The following is an 18,592-nucleotide window of genomic DNA, read 5'->3' as shown; positions in this document are numbered from 1 at the left end:
GCGAGCAGGCTCGCTCCTACAATTGGATTGGGTACACCCTCAAAAAACAGGTCGGCTTTAAGGCCGCCTTCGCGAGCAGGCTCGCTCCCACATAAAAGCAAAGCAGCGCAGCTGCCCGCGGCGAAGCCGCCCCACTCAACAATGAGCGCAAGCTCGAGTGCTTTTGATCTTGATCCACCGGCGACGTCGGAAGGCTGAGCGGAGGGATTGATCCGGGCGTGGGAGCGCAGCGACCGTCTGGCGCAGCCAGACACAGCGGAAGGAGGTGCAGCGAAGCAAACCGGAGCCGCTGCGCCCGGATCAGTCCCGGAGCGAAGGAACCCGAGCCTGCGAGGGCCGAACGTAGGAGCAAGCCTTTTGGGTTACCTTTTTGGCGTTTGAAAAAGGTGACTCGCCGTAAGGGCGAAACCGCCAGCCGCCACACCCGAAGCAACGGATATTCACCCAAAACCCCAACAGCCTGGTCGGCCCAAAGGCCGCCAAGGCCGCCAAGGCACAAAAAAAAGGGGCAACCGAAGTCGCCCCAAAATGCCTTGCGTGCCCATCAAATCCAGAAGAACTCACTTGCGCCGCTTATGCGCATCCTTCCAGATAAATAATCCAAACCCTGCAAAAAACAGCACCATGAGCCCCACCGTGAGAACCCCGGCAAACACCACGTTATCGAAAAACATGACTGACCTCCCGGCCCTGCTTTGCTTTGCTTTGCTTTGCTTTGCTTTGCTGCGATGGACTCAAATTAACAAACACACAGGCGCACATATTGACCAGGATCAATATCCGCAACGAAGGGAAATAAAGGAGGGGAAATAACTGATCTGCATCAACCAATGCAGCGGGAGATCAACGCTTTTTCGGCTTGTTCTTCGACTTTTTCTTGGCTTTTCCCAACGGCATCGCCTGCTCGAAAGCCTGGCGCACTTCGTTCAGGCGCTTCTCGTTGAGGTCATGCACACGCTTGGCGCGTTCAGTGCTGAGGTCGATCAGTTTGTCGTCTTGGCTCATGGCGTCCGGCACATCGCAGAAGAGATCACAGCTGCCGTCACCGACAGGATTGCGCCAATCATGCCGCTTGGCGCAGGCGCTGACCAGTCACTGCTCAAATCTCGATATCGACCCACAAGCCCTGACGCGGCTGATCGTCTATCAACGGCACCACCGGCACAGTGTTGTCGGCGTTCAACTCGGTACCCGGCACGGCCAGATGCTCTTCAGGATCTTCATCCGCCTCGCGGCGTCGGCGGTCACGTTCCTGTTGACGACGCTGTTCTTCGCGCGCCAGCAGACGATCCTCTTCCGGATCACGCTTCTGCAGATCGATCGTGCTTTCGTTGGAGCTTTCCTGCACCGGCACCACCGGCGGGATGTCCGGCCGCTGGCGGATCGGATCCTGCTGGGAAGTGATCGGCACGGCGCTCAAGGGGAGCATCGGTGGCAACATATAAAGGTCTCCTGTCTGCAGGCTATCGGCTGGGGTGCAGGCGCCTTGAGCCGCCTGTCGCAAACTTGTGACCCGGTAGACATTGACTGGTGCCCTGCCGCTTGAAAAAAGCGACACATGACGCCTCGGCTTCAGCTTGCAGCTCGAAGCTAAAAGCTTGCCGCTGCTCCTATTCCTTTGGCCCTCAGGGTCGCATTCCGTTAAGATAGCCCGCTTTTTCAAGGTGGGAGTCAGGCAGCATGGCGCAGCAGTATCAACCGGGGCAACGCTGGATCAGTGACAGCGAAGCAGAGCTTGGTTTAGGCACCGTTCTGGCACAGGACGGCCGCTTGTTGACCGTGCTTTACCCGGCCACTGGCGAAACCCGCCAGTACGCGCTTCGGAATGCGCCCCTGACCCGCGTGCGGTTCTCGCCGGGCGACTCCATCACCCATTTCGAAGGCTGGAAGATGACCGTGCAGCAGGTCGACGACGTCGACGGGCTGATGGTCTATCACGGCCTCAACGGGCAGAACGAGGTCGTCACGCTGCCGGAAACCCAGCTGTCGAACTTCATTCAGTTCCGTCTGGCCAGCGACCGCCTGTTCGCCGGGCAGATCGACCCGCTGTCGTGGTTCTCACTGCGCTACAACACCCTTGAACACACCAGCCGTCAGTTGCAGTCCTCGCTGTGGGGTCTGGGCGGCGTGCGTGCGCAACCGATCGCGCACCAGTTGCACATCGCCCGCGAAGTCGCCGACCGCATCGCCCCGCGCGTACTGCTGGCGGACGAAGTAGGTCTGGGTAAAACCATCGAAGCCGGTCTGGTCATCCATCGCCAACTGCTTTCGGGCCGCGCCAACCGCGTGCTGATCCTGGTCCCGGAAAACCTCCAGCATCAGTGGCTGGTGGAGATGCGCCGCCGCTTCAATCTGCAGGTCGCGCTGTTCGACGAAGAACGCTTTATCGAAAGCGATGCCACCAACCCGTTCGAAGACACGCAACTGGCGCTGGTCGCGCTGGAGTGGCTGGTCGACGACGAGAAGGCGCAGGACGCCTTGTTCGCTGCCGGTTGGGACCTGATGGTGGTGGACGAAGCGCATCACCTGGTGTGGCATGAAGACAAGGCCAGCGCGGAATATTCGCTGGTCGAGCAACTGGCCGAAGTGATTCCCGGCGTGCTGCTGCTCACCGCCACCCCGGAACAACTCGGTCAGGACAGCCACTTCGCCCGTCTGCGCTTGCTCGACCCGAACCGTTTCCACGACCTGGCCGCGTTCCGCGCCGAGAGCGACAACTATCGCCCGGTCGCCGAAGCGGTGCAGGAACTGCTCGACAAGGGCCGTCTCTCCGCCGAAGCGCACAAGACCATTCACGGTTTCCTCGGCAACGAAGGTGAAGCCCTGCTCACCGCCGTCAACGATGGCGATACTGAAGCCAGCGCCCGCCTCGTCCGTGAGCTGCTCGATCGCCACGGCACCGGCCGCGTGCTGTTCCGTAATACCCGCGCCGCCGTGCAGGGTTTCCCGGAGCGCAAACTGCATCCGTATCCGCTGCCGTGCCCCGACGAATACCTCGAACTGCCGCTGGGCGAACACGCCGAGCTGTACCCGGAAGTCAGCTTCCAGGCGCAGCCGGAAGCCAGTGAAGAAGAGCGCTGGTGGAAATTCGACCCGCGCGTGGAGTGGCTGATCGATCAGCTGAAAATGCTCAAGCGCACCAAAGTGCTGGTGATCTGCGCCCACGCCGAAACCGCGATGGACCTGGAAGACGCGTTGCGCGTGCGTTCCGGCATCCCGGCCACGGTGTTCCACGAAGGCATGAACATCCTCGAGCGTGATCGCGCCGCCGCCTACTTCGCCGACGAAGAATTCGGCGCGCAGGTGCTGATCTGCTCGGAAATCGGCAGTGAAGGTCGTAACTTCCAGTTCGCTCACCATCTGGTGCTGTTCGATCTGCCGTCGCACCCGGACCTGCTCGAGCAGCGCATCGGCCGTCTCGACCGGATCGGCCAGAAGCACATCATCGAACTGCACGTGCCGTACCTGGAAACCAGCCCGCAAGAGCGCCTGTTCCAGTGGTACCACGAGGCGCTCAACGCCTTCCTCAACACCTGCCCGACCGGCAACGCCTTGCAGCATCAGTTCGGCCCACGCCTGCTGCCGCTGCTCGAAGAAGCCGATGACGGCGAGTGGCAAGCGCTGATCGACGAAGCACGCGCCGAGCGTGAACGTCTCGAAGCCGAGCTGCACACCGGCCGCGACCGTCTGCTGGAACTCAACTCCGGTGGCGCTGGCGAAGGTGAAGCGCTGGTCGAGGCGATTCTCGAGCAGGACGATCAGTTCGCCCTGCCGATCTACATGGAAACCCTGTTCGACGCCTTCGGCATCGACAGCGAAGACCACTCGGAAAACGCCCTGATCCTCAAGCCGAGCGAGAAGATGCTCGACGCCAGTTTCCCGCTGGGCGACGACGAAGGCGTGACCATCACTTACGACCGCAACCAGGCGCTGTCGCGCGAAGACATGCAGTTCATCACCTGGGAACACCCAATGGTGCAGGGCGGCATGGATCTGGTGCTGTCCGGTTCGATGGGCAACACCGCCGTCGCGCTGATCAAGAACAAGGCGCTGAAGCCGGGCACCGTGTTGCTCGAATTGCTGTACGTCAGCGAAGTGGTCGCACCGCGCTCGCTGCAACTGGGTCGCTACCTGCCACCGGCGGCGCTGCGTTGCCTGCTCGATGCCAATGGCAATGACCTGTCGCCACGGGTGTCGTTCGAAACCCTCAACGATCAGCTGGAAAGCGTGCCCCGCGCCAGTGCCAACAAGTTCATCCAGGCTCAACGCGATCAGTTGACACCACGGATCAATGCCGGCGAAGAAAAGATCGCCCCGCGTCACGCCGAGCGTGTGGCTGAAGCGCGCCGTCGTCTGGCCGCCGACACTGACGAAGAACTGGCGCGCCTGACCGCGTTGCAAGCGGTCAACCCGACCGTGCGTGACAGCGAACTGGAGGCGTTGCGCACTCAGCGTGAGCAAGGTCTGGCGATGCTCGACAAAGCGGCGTTGCGCCTGGAAGCGATTCGGGTGCTGGTAGCGGGTTAATCGCCCCGCTCCACCGCTGAAAACCAAGAGGCCCGCAGTGATGCGGGCCGATCGTTCCCACGCTCTGCGTGGGAATGCAGCCCGGGACGCTCCGCGTCCCTACCAAAGCTGGAACGCAGAGCGTCCCTTGAGGCATTCCCACGCAGAGCGTGGGAACGATCATGTGGGAGCGAGCCTGCTCGCGAAAACGGTCAGGCAGTCGCCGGAGAAATTTCAGGCTCAACTACCGCCACCAACCCCTCCTTCATCCGCTGCGCATCGCGGACAAAACACCGCGATGCCAGAAACAGAAAGACCATGGTCAGGAACAGCGCCACCGGGATCAGGTACATCGCGTCATGCAGGCCGACAGCCTTGAACGCTTCGGTCATCTGCTCAGCCCCCGCCGCCAGCATTGCCGTATGCGCGAAGTGATCCGACAGACCACCCACGACCACTGGCCCCAACCCGCCGCCGAGCAGATACAGACCGGCAAAGAACAATGCCATCGCCGTGGCCCGCAGGCGCGGTTCGACGACGTCCTGAATCGCCGTGTACACGCAGGTATAGAAGTTGTAAGCGAACAGCCAGCCGACGCTGAACACCGCGACGAAGACGCCAATCTCGATGCGCCCGGCATGCAGCGCCCAGGCTGTGCACAACGTTGAAATGATCAGGCTGAACGCGGCAAACAGCAGCCGCCCACTGGCGAAGCGCTGGTGGATCTTGTCGGCGATCCAGCCGCCGAGGGTCAGCCCGACCAATCCCGTCACGCCAACGATGACACCGGTGGCCACCGCCGCCTCCTGCAACGGCATGAGGAAATAGCGTTGCAGCATCGGCACCAGAAACGAGTTGCAGGCATAGGTCGCGAAGTTGAAGCACAGCCCGGCCATCACCAGCCACAGGAAGGTCGGCACGGCGAGGACGCGGCGGATCGGTTTGTCGACTTTCTCTTGCGAGACCTGCACGGTTTCAGCCGCGCCGCGTTTTGGCTCTTTGATGAAGAACATGAACACCGCGAGGATCAGCCCCGGCACGGCAGCGATGAAGAACGGCGCGCGCCAGCTGTCGAAGGCCTTGACCATCGCGCCGATGGTGAAGAACGCCAGCAGCAGCCCCAGCGGCAGGCCAAGCATGAAAATACCCATCGCCCGCGCGCGACGGTGCGCCGGAAACAGATCGCCGATCAGCGAGTTGGCCGCTGGTGCGTAACTGGCTTCGCCGATGCCGATGCCCATGCGCACGATCAAAAAGCTCCAGAAACTGCCGACCATACCGTTGACCGCAGTCAGCGCACTCCAGGTCGCCAGGCCCCAGCCCATCAGTTTGCTGCGTGAACCGGTGTCGGCCATGCGCCCGAGTGGCAGGCCGGCAATGGCGTAAACGATGGTGAACGCGGTGCCGATGATGCCCAGCTGAAAGTCGCTGAGGTGCCATTCCATGCGGATCGGTTCGATGATGATCGCCGGGATGGTGCGATCGAAGAAATTGAACAGGTTGGCGAGGAACAGCAGGAACAGAATGCGCCAGGCATTCGCCGCTTGGGTCGAGTTCTGCATGGGTCCGTCTCTTTATTGTTATGAGGGCTTCACTGCCAGCGCGTCGAGCCCGGAACCTGCAATCTAGTCAGCCGCACGGGGGCTGTCTGTCATCATTCGTCAGCCTGATATCGACCCATCGCACTGTAACGAAACGTAAGCCCTTGATAAGTCTGGGATCCCCCGCCATACGGGGCTTTCGCGGCAAAATCCGGCGACAAAAAAATAGTTTCGCGCCCCCCTTCCCAACGCCATGGCAAAGTCTAGAATGGCCGCCGGATCCGTCCGGATCTTCCGATCAATCCCTTTGATACCCCCGCCCATGTCCGAAGCCAGTCCGTGTCTGAATTGCGGTGCCTGCTGTTCCCATTTTCGCGTGTCTTTTTTCTGGGGTGAGTGCTCATCCTCTGGCGGGACGGTGCCCGATGAACTGGTCGCGCAGATCACCCCGAGCCGGGTGGCAATGATCGGCACCGATCGCAAACCGGCGCGTTGCATGTCCCTGGCGGGTGAGGTCGGCAGTGCCGTGGCCTGCACGATCTATGACAAGCGCTCGAGTACGTGTCGTGAGTTCGAGGCGTCGTGGGAGAACGGCGAACACAACCCGGACTGCGACAAGGCCCGCGCTGCCCACGGCCTGCCCCCCTTGCCGCCACACTGGAATGATCTGCCGCTGGAGCGCATTGCCTGAGCCTTAGCGCAAATCGCTATGAGGCTAATGGCAAAATCATTACCACCAATATGCCACTACGGCTTGCAGCCGGAAAACCGCCTCTATACTGCTTTCATTCGCCTGCGTTGATTGACGCAAGGGCCAGATGAATCCGAGACGGGGCATGCTATGGAGTGGCTTGGTTTGCAGTTTGTTGCCGAGCTGCCGGCGAGCGGGCAGATTCTCCTCGATTGCAGCCACAACCCTTTGTTGGTGATGGTGGCCTATCTGGTCGCCTGCGCGGCGAGCTTCGCCACCCTGGACATGGCAGAGCGCCTGGTGCATGCCGAAGATCCGGGGTCGCGGCGAATCTGGCGCTGGATCGGCGCGACCTGCCTGGCCGGCGGCATCTGGGCCATGCACTTCATCGGCATGCTGGCCTTCCAGACCCCCATCGATATTCAGTACGACCTCGGCATCACCCTCTTGTCGTTGCTGATCGCCCTGCTCGCCTCGTGGCTGGCCATGCATACCCTCAGTGAGGTGCAGCCGAGCGCGTTGCATTGCCTCAAGACCGCATGTGTCATCGGTTTGGGCATCGCGGGCATGCATTACGTCGGCATGGCAGCGATGAAGTCGAGCGCCACCGCCTACTATCAGCCAGGGCTGTTCGCGCTGTCGGTGCTGATTGCCATCGGCGCCAGTTTCACTGCGCTGTGGGTAGCCCGCTATTTGAGCGAAGGCAGCGGCGTCGCGCATCAATTGCTCAAGTACAGCGCGGCGCTGATTCTCGGCGCCGGCATCATCAGCATGCACTTCACCGGCATGGCTGCGCTGGATCTGGTGCTTCCCGAAGGTGCCCTGGCAGCGAGCGGCAGTGAAACCGGGCATTTGCAACTGGGCCTGACCGTGGCGCTGATCATCCTGTTGATCCTCGGCAGTGCGATCAGCGCCGCCCTCGCCGACAAAAAGCTGCAGAACAAGGAAAACGACCTGCGCCGGGTCAACGCCTTGCTCAGCCAACTCGATCAGGCGCGCATGTCTTTGCAGCAAGCGGCCAATTACGACGCGCTGACCAACCTGATCAACCGCCGTGGTTTCAACCAGATGTTCGCCGAAAAACTCAGCCAGAAAACCAGCGAGGGCGGCATGCTCGCGGTGATGTTTCTCGACATCGACCACTTCAAGCGCATCAACGACAGCCTCGGCCATGACGCCGGTGACGCGCTGCTCAAAGTCATCGCCCAGCACATCAAGAGCTCGGTGCGCAGCCACGAAGACGTGGTCGCGCGATTCGGCGGCGACGAGTTCTGCATCCTCATCAGCCTGCGTGACCGCGAAGAGGCGCGTGGTATGGCGCAGCGCATCATGCACAAGATGAAAGAGCCGGTCGAACTGGCCGGCCGGCGCATGGTGATGACCACCAGCATCGGCATCAGCCTGTTCCCAGAAGACGGCACCACTTGCGAAGAGCTGCTCAAGCACGCCGACCTGGCCTTGTACCAATCCAAGGGCGCCGGGCGCAACGGTCTGCACTTCTTCAATTCCAGCCTGAAGACCCGCGCCAGTTTCGAGCTGCAACTGGAAGAGGAACTGCGCAGTGCGCTACGGCAAGACAACGCGCTGATGCTCTACTACCAGCCGATCTTCGAACTGAAAACCGGACGCGTGACCAAGCTCGAAGCGCTGATTCGCTGGCAGCATCCGGTTCACGGTTTGCTCACGCCGGATCGCTTCATCGGTATCGCCGAGAACAACGGTTTGATTGCCGAACTGGACAACTGGGTGCTGCGCCGCGCCTGCAAGGATCTTGGCGAGCTGTCGCGGCACGGGTGTGCGGAATTGAAAATCGCCTGGAACTGCTCGCCGCTGAATCTGGCGCGCGAAGAGCTTGCCGAGGAGATTGAGCACGCCTTGCACACGGCGGGCGTTGCCCCGGAACGCCTGGAACTGGAGGTCACCGAAAACGCCTTGATGGGCAATATCGCCGACACTCTGGTGCTCCTGCGGCAGATCCGCGCCCTCGGTGTGTCGCTGTCGATCGATGATTTCGGCACCGGCTATTCGTCGCTGGCCTACCTCAAGCGCCTGCCGCTGAACACCCTGAAGATCGACCGCTCGTTCATCCTCGACATCCCCACCGCCACGGCGGACATGGAGATCGTCCAGGCGATCATCGTCATGGCTCACACCCTGCATCTGCAGGTGGTCACCGAGGGCGTCGAGAGCCTGGAGCAATACGAGTTTCTCGAGCGTTCGGGCTGCGACTTCATTCAGGGTTATCTGCTCAGCCGCCCGGTGCCGCTGGACGAATTACGCGCGGTGCTCGATGAAATCAACCAGCGCAAACCCGTGCTCGGGGTCAATCCGTTGAGTCTGGCGCGCGATACATTTGCACCAGCGTCGCTGGATCCTTCGCTAAAAAGCCTTGCGCCCCATGCAGGCGCATCAATTGTGCGGCCAATCCGCTGATTGGCGTTGCCGAGCCCTGCTCGCGGGAAAATTTCACCGCTGTGTCGAGATCCTTGAGCAGCGTGCGCACGTGCCACTTGATCGGTTCGAAACGGCTCTCGGCCATTTGCGGGGCAAGGATCTGCAACGGCTTGGAATCTGCAAAACCACCGGCCAACGCCTCGGCGATCAGACTGGCATCGACCCCGGCCTGCTCGGCCAATGCCACCACTTCGGCAATCACCAGCGCATTGCAGGCGACGATCATCTGGTTGCAGGCCTTGGTCACCTGGCCGGCACCGATGCCGCCCATGTGCGTGACGCGCTGACCGAGGCTGAGCAGCACCGGGCGCACGCGCTCAAGATCTGCCGCTGCACCACCGACCATGATCGCCAGACTGCCGGCTTCGGCGCCGGCCACACCGCCGGACACCGGGGAGTCAAGCCAACCCATGCCGCTTTTCTCGGCCAGCGCTGCGGCCATCTCGCGAGTCGCGGTCGGTTCAAGACTGGAGAAATCCACCAAAAGCTGGCCGTTTTTCGCACCTTCGGCAACGCCGCCAGCGCCAAACACCACCTCACGCACCACGGCAGTGTCGGCCAGGCACAGCATGACGATGTCGGCGTGTGCGCACAGGTTAGCCGGGCTCGATACCTGTCGGGCGCCGGCCGCAACCAGCGGTGCACACTTGTCCGGGTTGCGGTTCCACACCGTCAGCGGGTAACCCGCGGCCAGCAGACGCCGGCACATCGGCAGGCCCATCAGGCCGATTCCGGCAAACCCCAACGAAGGTAGCGTTGACATCATTTCGCCTCTTTTCGATTAAAGATCACCGAATCATGGCCGATTCATCAACGATCAGGAAAGGATTCCGCCCGGCGATCAGACCAGCCAGCACTACGACGCCCGGGCCGTATTCGCGCACACAAGACGCGAGATCTTATTCCGTGAGGTTCGCCGGCACTGTTCGGCGGGCCAACCCAGTCCAGGTAAATGGCGCACCATGACCTCTAAAAACAACCCCGCCAGTGCAACAGCCGATCTGACCCTGAGTCCCGCCGCGAACAGCGCGTCATTATCCAGGCCGACGCCGCCTTCGCGCCCGCTGTCGACCCAGCAATACCTGTACTTCACCGAAACCAACACCGACCGCATCCTCGATAACCTCGACGGCCTGCGCGATTCGGTGTTCCCGCGCCCGGCGCATCAGGAAGGCGACAACGAGCAGCACAACGACCAGGAATTCCCCTCGGTGTGCCTGATCGGCCTCGGTCGCTGCGGCTCCAACATCGCCCTCGACGTGGCGGAGCTGGTGTACAACGCGCGCAAGTTCTACCTCAACGAATTCAACAACGAAGACCGCCCGACCGACCGGCGTCTGGCCGACAAGGGCTACAGCCCGGCGCAGTGGATCAAGAACAATCTGCGCATCGGCACCAGCAAATCGACCAAACCGGTGTTTCTGGTCGAACCGCTGGTGATGCTTGGCGACCTCGACAAGGACATCGCCGGGCGCATCCGTTTCTCACGCAAGGGCGAGAAAAGCGGCTTCCTGCGCGACTACAGCAAAATGAAGATCATGGACTTGTCCGAAGTCCACGCCGGTGGCGCCGGTAACGCGCCGATCCTCGGCCAGTACCTGGCGAAGATCATCCTCAACAAGGACACCCAGCGCTTCTCCAGCCCCGACTGGAAAATGATCCACTCGTACCTGATCGACAGCTGCGGGATCAAGGCCAACCAGTCGCGCCTGTATTTCTCGATCTTCAGTGCCGGCGGCGGTACCGGTTCGGGCATGGCCTCGGAGTTCGGTCTGGCGCAGCAGCACTCGTACATGAACAAGACCTTCGACACCAAGCCGATGGACGAGCATGACGGCAAGAGCGGTCATTCGTTTGTCTTCGAGCCGATCTTTACCAGCGGCATCTGCGTGCTGCCGAACATTTCCGACCACCGCAGCGAAATGTCCGAAGCGCTGCACATCAACGCCGGGCGCTTGCTGTGCAAATACCTGTCGGAGGAGTGGGATTTCTCCTACAACTTCGCCAACGAAGACAGCAGCGAAGCCAGCGTCATGGGGCGTATCCGCCCATGGAACGCGATGATGCTGATCTCCAACGACATCATGCGTTACGCCGAAGAGAGCGATGACGGCAATATCCAGAACATTGATGTCAATGCCATGGAGAAGCACGCCAACCAGTACATCTCGCAACAGATCTTCAACATTCTGACGGCGCAGGCAGTCACCACCGACTACGACCAGAACTACTTCCGCCGCGCCGGCATCGACATCGGCGAAACCATCCGCCTGGACGCCAACGACCTGTTCATGAGTCTGGCCGGGCCGGTGGCGATTGCCTACGCCGAATCGGTAGTCCCGGAAACCCCACCGCCGAGCAGCGACAAGTTCAAGGTCTTCGATAAAGAGCCGCAGCGCCTGAACATCGACGACCTGTTCTTCCGTTCGATCGACCTGCCGCACTTCAACAAGGTCACTCAGGCCATCGAAGGCATCAGCCTGCTGCCGATCGAATCCAAGCGTTATCGCGCTTCGCTTGAGCAGTACAAGAATTCCGGCTACGACGCCGCCGCGCTGCACGACCTGCACTTCTTCAAGAATTGCTCGTCGGTGGTCTCGATCGTCTCGCTGCCGAAAGATTACAAGCTGTCGTACATGGACCTGAACCGGTTGAAGACCCACCTCAACAGCCTGTTCCCCAACACCACACTCAAGCGCTACGCGCTGGTGATCGGCGCTTCGGCCAACCTGTCGCTGACCACCCTGATCGCCAAGAGCCCGTGCCTGTCGGACGACTTCCTCACGCTGATCGTGGCGTTCATCAAGCGCTGCTTCGCGAAGAATCCGTACCGTTTCGACGAGACGCTGGATAACTCGATTCTCGACTTCATCATTCAGGAAGACTTCGACGAAGAGCGGATCGACGACCTGCTCAACGAATTCGAAAACCCGGCGAAGATCCTTGATACCAACTGGTACGCGATCAAACCGATGTACGAGAAAAAGTATCGCGAGCTGATCAACGATAAAGACAAGTTCGTCTCGATCAATGACATCCGCCTGTCGCGTGATTGCGTGAAGAAGTCGATCAAGTACCTGCGCGAGATCTACCGCCACCGGATTGGCAAGACCAAGGTGATTTCGCTGAATAACCATACCGGGAAGACTTACTCGGTCTGATCAAAACCGAGTCGCCGCCATCGCTGGCAAGCCAGCTCCCACAGATTTGTGGTGCGCACAATATTTGTGTTCACCCGGACACTGTGGGAGCTGGCTTGCCAGCGATGGGCCTTCAAATTCACTAAAGATTTCAACCTTTCCAATATCCAGAAACAATTAAGCGACCCTCAGGCCGCTCAATAAACTGTTCCCGTTACGTTTACGTCACCGTGAGGCGTGGCATTTCTCCACGGCAAGGTGCCATCACGCTACTCCGCTACACACTTGCGGTGCGGCAATCGAGGCACCAAAGGGGTGCAGGCAATTAAACGGCCGCCCTTTCCTGGATCAGAATCCACGGCGAAACCACTACGGCCCAAAGCTGCGGATCACGTTCGAAAATATCCAGTGCCCGCGTTTCAGACAGCTTGGCGACCTTGTCGTCGGCCAGCCAGGCCGCGACTTTCTCGCCCTCATCCGAGGCCACGGCCTCGGCGGCGGCGATCAAATCCAGGTCAGGGTCGACCCACAATAGGGCACCCTTGGCGAAGAACGGCTCCAGCTCTTTCCAGGTAATAGATGCCGTTTCACCAAGCAGCTTGGCATAGAGGGTGCTAGGTTCTTGATTCATGGGAGCTGTCCGGAAAAGAAATCGACGCGAATGATAACGTCGGTGGTCCGTCAGAAAAACCCGGTTGCAAATCGCTGCACCGAACGAAAAGAGCAGGAACGCCAGGGAATGCTGCCTTTTGGGATATATGCCCCCGATTGCCCCGCCGCAATTCTGTCTCTTTCATTCAAAAATGCGACACCCCCAAGTTTTGCCCCGTGGCGCCCGCTTCCCAGTTGATCAAGCGGCGCTCTACACTGTACCGGTACAGTTGCCGGGGCATTTTCCGGAGGGTATCGCAAAGATATCTGACCCGGTTCTGCTGCTACGGCGCCAGAACTCTAAAAAATACAACAGTAAGAGTGGAGCACTATGACTAAGGCTACTAAGCAGATTTCCAAACTGTTTGCCGCTATGGTTCTGGCCGGGGTTGCCAGCCATTCGTTCGCAGCTGACACCATCAAAATCGGTATCGCCGGTCCTAAAACCGGTCCAGTAGCCCAGTACGGCGACATGCAGTTCAGTGGCGCGAAAATGGCCATCGAGCAGATCAACGCCAAGGGCGGCGTCGACGGCAAGAAACTCGAAGCCGTTGAATACGACGATGCCTGCGATCCGAAACAAGCGGTAGCGGTAGCGAACAAGGTCGTCAACGACGGCGTCAAGTTCGTGGTCGGTCACCTGTGCTCCAGCTCCACTCAGCCAGCTTCGGACATCTACGAAGACGAAGGCGTGATCATGATCACCCCGGCTGCCACCAGCCCGGACATCACCGCCCGTGGCTACAAAATGATCTTCCGCACCATCGGTCTCGACAGCGCCCAAGGCCCTGCCGCCGGCAACTACATCGCCGATCACGTGAAACCGAAAGTGGTTGGCGTGCTGCACGACAAACAGCAGTACGGCGAAGGCATCGCCACCGCGGTGAAATCGACCCTTGAGAAGAAAGGCACCAAGGTTGCCGTCTTCGAAGGCGTCAACGCTGGCGACAAGGACTTCTCCGCAATCATCGCCAAGCTCAAGCAAGCCGGCGTCGACTTCGTCTACTACGGCGGCTACCACCCGGAGCTGGGCCTGATTCTGCGTCAGGCTCAGGAAAAAGGCCTGAAAGCCCGCTTCATGGGTCCGGAAGGCGTGGGTAACGACTCGATCACCCAGATCGCCAAGGACGCGTCCGAAGGCCTGCTGGTGACCCTGCCGAAATCCTTCGACCAGGATCCGGCCAACGTTGCTCTGGCTGACGCGTTCAAGGCCAAGAAGGAAGATCCGAGCGGTCCGTTCGTGTTCCCGTCCTACTCGGCGGTGACCGTGATTGCCGAAGGCATCAAGGCGGCCAAGTCCGAAGACGCGACCAAAGTGGCTGAAGCCATCCACGCCGGTTCGTTCAAGACCCCGACCGGCGACCTGAGCTTCGACGACAAGGGCGACCTGAAGGACTTCAAATTTGTCGTGTACGAGTGGCACAACGGCAAACCTAAAACCGAAGTTTCGCCTCAGTAAGGCCTTGCCCGACTGACTGCCAATAAAGCCCACGGCGTGCCGTGGGCTTTGTTTTGCGAATGTATGGGCCGCGCTGGCGTGATCCGCCAGTCGACCCACCTGAAAATCTCAAAACCGTCATCAGCGGTTCGCTGGCAAAACCCGGATTCGAAGTGGATAGAGATCCACGGGGCCGGGCGGGAAAATGACTCCACCAGTGAAATGCGTACAGGTTTTTAGGAGCGCTGTAATGCCTGACCTCTATCACTTCTTCCAACAGCTGGTTAACGGCCTCAACGTTGGCAGCATGTATGCCTTGATCGCCATCGGCTACACGATGGTCTACGGCATCATTGGAATGATCAACTTCGCCCACGGCGAGGTATACATGATCGGTTCCTACGTGGCCTTCATCGCCATCGCCGGGCTGACCATGATGGGACTCGACAGTGTCCCGCTGTTGATGACTGCGGCGTTCATCGCCAGCATCGTCGTCACCAGTTCCTACGGTTACAGCATCGAACGGATCGCCTACCGCCCCCTGCGCGGCAGCAACCGTCTGATCCCGCTGATTTCTGCCATCGGTATGTCGATCTTCCTGCAGAACACCGTTCTGCTGGCGCAAGACTCCAAGGACAAAGCTATCCCCAACCTGATCCCGGGCAACTTCGCCTTCGGTCCGGGTGGCGCACAAGAAGTGCTGATTTCCTACATGCAGATCGTGGTGTTCGTGGTGACCCTGATCGCCATGCTCGGCCTGACCCTGTTCATCTCCCGTTCCCGCTTGGGCCGCGCCTGCCGCGCCTGTGCCGAGGACATCAAGATGGCCAACCTGCTCGGCATCAACACCAACAACATCATCGCCCTGACCTTCGTCATCGGTGCTGCGCTGGCGGCGGTCGCTGCGGTGCTGCTGAGCATGCAATACGGCGTGATCAACCCCAACGCCGGTTTCCTCGTCGGCCTCAAGGCCTTCACCGCTGCGGTACTGGGCGGCATCGGCAGCATCCCCGGGGCCATGCTCGGCGGCTTGGTGCTCGGTGTAGCGGAAGCGTTCGGTGCCGATATCTTCGGCGACCAGTACAAGGACGTCGTTGCGTTCGGCCTGCTGGTTCTGGTGCTGTTGTTCCGTCCGACCGGCATTCTGGGCCGTCCGGAGGTTGAGAAAGTATGACTAGGAATCTTAAACAGGCACTGTTCAGTGCCTTGCTGGTGTGGGCGGTGGCCTACCCGGTACTGGGTCTGAAACTGACCATCGTCGGCATCAATCTGGAAGTGCACAACACCAGCCCTGCGGTACTCGCAACCATCGCGATCTGCTCGGTGCTGATGTTCCTGCGCGTGCTGTTCAACCAGCAGATCAGCAAGGCCTGGCGCTCCTCGCCGGGCATGCCACTGATCCCGGCCAAGGCCAGCAACTTCCTGACCCTGCCAACCACCCAGCGCTATTTCATCATTGCGCTGATTCTGATCGCCCTGGTCTGGCCGTTCTTCGGCTCCCGTGGCGCGGTGGATATCGCAACGCTGATCCTGATCTACGTGATGCTCGGCCTGGGCCTGAACATCGTCGTCGGTCTGGCCGGTCTGCTTGACCTGGGCTACGTCGGTTTCTACGCCGTCGGCGCCTACAGCTACGCGCTGCTGTCGCATTACTACGGCTTGAGCTTCTGGATCTGCCTGCCGATTGCCGGCCTGATGGCGGCGACGTTCGGCTTCCTGCTGGGCTTCCCGGTGTTGCGTCTGCGCGGCGACTATCTGGCGATCGTGACCTTGGGTTTCGGCGAGATCATCCGTCTGTTCCTGCGTAACCTGACCGACATCACCGGTGGCCCGAACGGCATCAGCAACATCGAAAAACCGACGTTCTTCGGCCTGACCTTCGAGCGCAAAGCCGCCGAAGGCCTGCAGACGTTCCACGAGTATTTCGGCCTGCAATACAACTCGATCAACAAGGTGATCTTCCTTTACCTGGTTGCGCTGTTGCTCGCACTGGCTGCGCTGTTCGTGATCAACCGTCTGCTGCGCATGCCGATCGGCCGTGCGTGGGAAGCGCTGCGTGAAGACGAAATCGCCTGCCGCGCGTTGGGCCTGAACCCGACCGTGATCAAGCTCTCCGCGTTCACCCTAGGTGCTGCGTTCGCCGGTTTCGCCGGCAGCTTCTTCGCTGCGCGTCAGGGTCTGGTGACGCCCGAGTCGTTCACCTTCATCGAGTCGGCGATCATCCTCGCCATCGTCGTATTGGGCGGCATGGGCTCGCAACTGGGCGTGATTCTGGCGGCGATCGTGATGATCCTGTTGCCGGAAATGATGCGTGAGTTCAGCGAGTACCGCATGTTGATGTTCGGTGCGCTGATGGTGCTGATGATGATCTGGCGTCCACAAGGTCTGCTGCCGATGCAACGCCCACACATGGAGTTGCGCAAATGAGCCGCGAGATCCTTAAAGTCGAAAATCTGAGCATGCGCTTCGGCGGCTTGCTCGCGGTCAACGGCGTGGCGCTGACCGTCAAGGAAAAGCAGGTGGTTGCACTGATCGGCCCGAACGGCGCCGGCAAGACCACCGTGTTCAACTGCCTGACCGGCTTCTATCAGCCTACCGGCGGCAGCATCCTGCTCGACGGCGAGCCGATCCAAGGCCTGCCGGGCCACAAAATCGCCCTCAAAGGCGTGGTGCGGACCTTCCAGAACGTGCGTTTGTTCAAGGACATGACTGCGGTCGAAAACCTGTTGATCGCCCAGCACCGTCATCTGAACACCAACTTCCTGTCCGGCCTGTTCAAGACCCCGGCGTTCCGCAAAAGCGAGCGCGAGGCGATGGAATTTGCCGAATACTGGCTGGAAAAGGTCAACCTCAAAGAGTTCGCCAACCGCACCGCCGGCACCCTCGCCTACGGCCAGCAACGGCGTCTGGAAATCGCCCGCTGCATGATGACCCGCCCGCGGATCCTTATGCTCGACGAACCGGCCGCCGGCCTGAACCCGAAGGAAACCGAAGACCTCAAGGCGCTGATCGGTGTGTTGCGCGAAGAGCACAACGTCACCGTGCTGCTGATCGAACACGACATGAAACTGGTCATGAGCATTTCCGACCACATCGTCGTGATCAACCAGGGCACGCCGCTGGCCGACGGCACGCCGGAACAGATCCGCGACAATCCTGAAGTGATCAAAGCCTACCTGGGGGAAGCGTAAATGCTGCAGTTCGAAAACGTTTCCACCTTCTACGGCAAGATCCAGGCCCTGCACAGCGTCAACGTCGAAGTCCGTCAGGGCGAGATCGTGACGCTGATCGGCGCCAACGGTGCCGGCAAATCCACGCTGCTGATGACGCTGTGCGGTTCGCCGCAGGCGCACAGCGGCAGCATCCGTTACATGGGTGAGGAACTGGTCGGCCAGGACTCGTCGCAGATCATGCGCAAGAGCATCGCCGTGGTCCCGGAAGGGCGTCGGGTGTTTGCCCGTCTGACCGTGGAAGAAAACCTGTCGATGGGCGGATTTTTCACCGACAAGGGCGACTATGAGGAACAGATGGACAAGGTTCTCGGACTTTTCCCTCGCCTGAAAGAACGCTTCAACCAGCGCGGCGGCACCATGTCCGGCGGCGAACAGCAAATGCTCGCCATCGGCCGTGCGCTGATGAGCAAGCCCAAGCTGCTGCTGCTCGACGAGCCATCGCTGGGTCTGGCGCCGATCATCATCCAGCAGATCTTCGACATCATCGAACAGCTGCGCAAGGACGGTGTGACGGTGTTCCTGGTCGAGCAGAACGCCAACCAGGCGCTGAAAATCGCTGACCGCGCCTACGTTCTGGAGAACGGCCGCGTGGTCATGCAAGGCACCGGTGAAGCGCTGCTGACCGATCCGAAAGTACGCGAGGCGTACCTCGGCGGTTGAGTGTTATCGCTGCACAAAAAAACGGCCTTCGGGCCGTTTTTTCATGCCCACCAAAAATCCCCTGTAGGAGTGAGCCTGCTCGCGATAGCGGTGTATCAGTTAGAACAGTAGTGACTGACAAACCGCTATCGCGAGCAGGCTCACTCCTACAGGGGGACGAGGCAGTTCGAAGATTTTCATAAAAAATTCAGTCTCGCCTGTAACGCATCCCCCCACCCGTTCTCTAGAGGGACAAGCAAGCGCAAACCGCTTGCAGAAACCCTGATAAAAAACTGGAG

The 18,592-nt window shown here is 60.2% G+C and carries 15 protein-coding genes; 9 read left to right on the top strand and 6 right to left on the bottom strand.

All coding sequences use genetic code 11. The annotated features are described in order from the left end of the window. Positions 1-560: 560 nt before the first annotated feature. The 3 genes from ccoM to BXA01_RS22410 all read right to left on the bottom strand — a co-directional run bounded on the left by ccoM (position 561) and on the right by BXA01_RS22410 (position 1,441). Positions 561-674: a cytochrome c oxidase subunit CcoM gene (gene ccoM, locus BXA01_RS27500; protein WP_331717082.1), complete on the bottom strand. Its 114-nt coding sequence runs from the start codon at positions 672-674 to the stop codon at positions 561-563. 169 nt (positions 675-843) lie between these two features. Continuing rightward, a complete protein-coding gene (locus BXA01_RS27145) occupies positions 844-1,005 on the bottom strand; it encodes a hypothetical protein (protein WP_016771347.1) in 162 nt (53 codons plus the stop codon). A gap of 94 nt (positions 1,006-1,099) precedes the next feature. Next, positions 1,100-1,441, bottom strand: a complete 342-nt coding sequence (locus BXA01_RS22410; RefSeq protein ID WP_024011931.1) for a hypothetical protein — start codon at positions 1,439-1,441, stop codon at positions 1,100-1,102. 239 nt (positions 1,442-1,680) lie between these two features. Between BXA01_RS22410 and rapA the strand changes: the two genes are divergently transcribed. Next, on the top strand, positions 1,681-4,527 hold the full coding sequence (gene rapA / locus BXA01_RS22405) for an RNA polymerase-associated protein RapA (protein ID WP_076566298.1): 2,847 nt from the start codon (positions 1,681-1,683) through the stop codon (positions 4,525-4,527). Positions 4,528-4,718: 191 nt separating this feature from the next. Here rapA and BXA01_RS22400 read toward each other — a convergent pair whose 3' ends face one another. Further along, complete coding sequence (locus tag BXA01_RS22400) at positions 4,719-6,068, bottom strand: spinster family MFS transporter (protein ID WP_076566296.1); 1,350 nt, start codon at positions 6,066-6,068, stop codon at positions 4,719-4,721. Positions 6,069-6,369: 301 nt separating this feature from the next. Between BXA01_RS22400 and BXA01_RS22395 the strand changes: the two genes are divergently transcribed. Both BXA01_RS22395 and BXA01_RS22390 read left to right on the top strand, forming a co-directional pair. Beyond that, positions 6,370-6,738: a YkgJ family cysteine cluster protein gene (locus BXA01_RS22395; RefSeq protein WP_024011928.1), complete on the top strand. Its 369-nt coding sequence runs from the start codon at positions 6,370-6,372 to the stop codon at positions 6,736-6,738. Between the two features lie 150 nt (positions 6,739-6,888). Further along, positions 6,889-9,171 (top strand): putative bifunctional diguanylate cyclase/phosphodiesterase, encoded by a 2,283-nt coding sequence (locus BXA01_RS22390; RefSeq protein WP_076566293.1) that lies wholly within the window; start codon positions 6,889-6,891, stop codon positions 9,169-9,171. On the opposite strand, the gene BXA01_RS22385 is transcribed toward BXA01_RS22390, so the two are convergent. Then, a complete protein-coding gene (locus BXA01_RS22385; protein ID WP_172834016.1) occupies positions 9,062-9,958 on the bottom strand; it encodes an NAD(P)-dependent oxidoreductase in 897 nt (298 codons plus the stop codon). The two genes, BXA01_RS22390 and BXA01_RS22385, sit on opposite strands and share 110 nt — an antisense overlap. A gap of 196 nt (positions 9,959-10,154) precedes the next feature. Between BXA01_RS22385 and BXA01_RS22380 the strand changes: the two genes are divergently transcribed. Next, positions 10,155-12,353, top strand: coding sequence for a hypothetical protein (locus tag BXA01_RS22380; protein ID WP_076566290.1), 2,199 nt, complete (start codon positions 10,155-10,157; stop codon positions 12,351-12,353). A gap of 304 nt (positions 12,354-12,657) precedes the next feature. Here the strand turns inward: BXA01_RS22380 and BXA01_RS22375 are convergent, their stop codons facing one another. Then, positions 12,658-12,963 (bottom strand): DUF2288 domain-containing protein, encoded by a 306-nt coding sequence (locus tag BXA01_RS22375; RefSeq protein WP_016771353.1) that lies wholly within the window; start codon positions 12,961-12,963, stop codon positions 12,658-12,660. Positions 12,964-13,314: 351 nt separating this feature from the next. On the opposite strand from BXA01_RS22375, the gene BXA01_RS22370 reads away from it, so the two are divergent. The 5 genes from BXA01_RS22370 (at position 13,315) to BXA01_RS22350 (ending at position 18,314) form a co-directional block, all read left to right on the top strand. Beyond that, positions 13,315-14,442, top strand: coding sequence for a branched-chain amino acid ABC transporter substrate-binding protein (locus BXA01_RS22370; protein WP_016771354.1), 1,128 nt, complete (start codon positions 13,315-13,317; stop codon positions 14,440-14,442). Between the two features lie 229 nt (positions 14,443-14,671). Next, entirely contained in the window at positions 14,672-15,595 is a 924-nt protein-coding gene (livH, locus tag BXA01_RS22365; protein WP_016771355.1) for a high-affinity branched-chain amino acid ABC transporter permease LivH, read from the top strand. After that, entirely contained in the window at positions 15,592-16,848 is a 1,257-nt protein-coding gene (locus BXA01_RS22360) for a high-affinity branched-chain amino acid ABC transporter permease LivM (protein ID WP_016771356.1), read from the top strand. Before livH ends, BXA01_RS22360 begins: the two co-directional genes overlap by 4 nt. After that, positions 16,845-17,612 (top strand): high-affinity branched-chain amino acid ABC transporter ATP-binding protein LivG, encoded by a 768-nt coding sequence (gene livG, locus BXA01_RS22355; protein ID WP_016771357.1) that lies wholly within the window; start codon positions 16,845-16,847, stop codon positions 17,610-17,612. The genes BXA01_RS22360 and livG overlap by 4 nt, the downstream gene beginning before the upstream one ends. Next, positions 17,613-18,314, top strand: a complete 702-nt coding sequence (locus BXA01_RS22350) for an ABC transporter ATP-binding protein (RefSeq protein WP_076566287.1) — start codon at positions 17,613-17,615, stop codon at positions 18,312-18,314. Positions 18,315-18,592 lie beyond the last annotated feature (278 nt).

It is taken from the genome of Pseudomonas sp. B10 (genome assembly GCF_900156235.1).
GTDB lineage: Bacteria > Pseudomonadota > Gammaproteobacteria > Pseudomonadales > Pseudomonadaceae > Aquipseudomonas > Aquipseudomonas siliginis.
Note: the sequence above shows the minus strand (reverse complement) of the source record. Positions and strands in the feature narration are given on the sequence as shown.

Coding starts and splice junctions, on each gene's coding strand:
- ccoM (WP_331717082.1), bottom strand. CDS start 674: ATGTTTTTCGATAACGTGGTGTTTGCCGGGGTTCTCACGGTGGGGCTC.
- BXA01_RS27145 (WP_016771347.1), bottom strand. CDS start 1,005: ATGAGCCAAGACGACAAACTGATCGACCTCAGCACTGAACGCGCCAAG.
- BXA01_RS22410 (WP_024011931.1), bottom strand. CDS start 1,441: ATGTTGCCACCGATGCTCCCCTTGAGCGCCGTGCCGATCACTTCCCAG.
- rapA (WP_076566298.1), top strand. CDS start 1,681: ATGGCGCAGCAGTATCAACCGGGGCAACGCTGGATCAGTGACAGCGAA.
- BXA01_RS22400 (WP_076566296.1), bottom strand. CDS start 6,068: ATGCAGAACTCGACCCAAGCGGCGAATGCCTGGCGCATTCTGTTCCTG.
- BXA01_RS22395 (WP_024011928.1), top strand. CDS start 6,370: ATGTCCGAAGCCAGTCCGTGTCTGAATTGCGGTGCCTGCTGTTCCCAT.
- BXA01_RS22390 (WP_076566293.1), top strand. CDS start 6,889: ATGGAGTGGCTTGGTTTGCAGTTTGTTGCCGAGCTGCCGGCGAGCGGG.
- BXA01_RS22385 (WP_172834016.1), bottom strand. CDS start 9,958: ATGATGTCAACGCTACCTTCGTTGGGGTTTGCCGGAATCGGCCTGATG.
- BXA01_RS22380 (WP_076566290.1), top strand. CDS start 10,155: ATGACCTCTAAAAACAACCCCGCCAGTGCAACAGCCGATCTGACCCTG.
- BXA01_RS22375 (WP_016771353.1), bottom strand. CDS start 12,963: ATGAATCAAGAACCTAGCACCCTCTATGCCAAGCTGCTTGGTGAAACG.
- BXA01_RS22370 (WP_016771354.1), top strand. CDS start 13,315: ATGACTAAGGCTACTAAGCAGATTTCCAAACTGTTTGCCGCTATGGTT.
- livH (WP_016771355.1), top strand. CDS start 14,672: ATGCCTGACCTCTATCACTTCTTCCAACAGCTGGTTAACGGCCTCAAC.
- BXA01_RS22360 (WP_016771356.1), top strand. CDS start 15,592: ATGACTAGGAATCTTAAACAGGCACTGTTCAGTGCCTTGCTGGTGTGG.
- livG (WP_016771357.1), top strand. CDS start 16,845: ATGAGCCGCGAGATCCTTAAAGTCGAAAATCTGAGCATGCGCTTCGGC.
- BXA01_RS22350 (WP_076566287.1), top strand. CDS start 17,613: ATGCTGCAGTTCGAAAACGTTTCCACCTTCTACGGCAAGATCCAGGCC.